The sequence below is a fragment of the Paenarthrobacter sp. CM16 genome (genome assembly GCF_013179505.1).
In the GTDB taxonomy this organism is placed as follows: Bacteria; Actinomycetota; Actinomycetes; order Actinomycetales; family Micrococcaceae; genus Arthrobacter.
The window spans coordinates 1-704 of sequence record NZ_JABMCX010000596.1; the positions used below are offsets into that span (position 1 = coordinate 1).

Here is a 704-nt window from a genome sequence, read left to right on the forward strand (position 1 = left end):
GTGAAGAAGGTCGAAGAACGCGCCTTGGCCGTGAAGGTCAAGAACGGTACCGAACCCGACGCCGAAATGGGTCCGGTCATTACCCCGGCCTCCAAGGAACGGATCGTCAAGATCGTCACCGAAGCCGAAACCGCCGGTGCCGCCATGGTAGTTGACGGCCGCGACCTCGTGGTCCCCGGCCACGAAGACGGCTTCTGGGTGGGTCCCACGGTGATCGACCACGTGAAAACGGAAATGACCGCCTACACCGAGGAAATCTTCGGCCCCGTCCTGGTGGTGGTACGTGTTGCCGACCTTGAAGAAGGCATCGCGCTGATCAATTCCAACCCCTACGGCAACGGGACCGCGATCTTCACCTCTTCGGGTGCGAACGCCCGGAAGTTCCAGCGTTCGGTGACCGTGGGCATGGTCGGCATCAATGTACCTCTGCCCGTCCCGGTGGCGTACCACTCCTTCGGAGGCTGGAAGAACTCCCTCTTCGGGGACAAGCACATCTACGGTCCCGAGGGCGTGTCCTTCTACACCCGCGGAAAAGTCATCACCTCGCGCTGGCCTGAACCCACCCACGCCTCCGGCGCCTCCTACAACTTCCCCTCCAACTAAATCCGTCCCCACCGCCGCAAAGGAAGACAACGCCGTCATGACTGATGTCGAGAACAAGCTGATCATCGGTACAGCACCCGATTCCTGGGGCGTCTGGTTCG

Annotated in this window: 1 protein-coding gene; it reads left to right on the forward strand. The window is 61.4% G+C overall.

The genetic code is table 11. The features are described 5' to 3' along the window. A partial coding sequence (locus HP499_RS24725) for an aldehyde dehydrogenase family protein (RefSeq protein ID WP_172326637.1) occupies positions 1-603 on the forward strand: 603 nt, incomplete at its 5' end. Positions 604-704 lie beyond the last annotated feature (101 nt).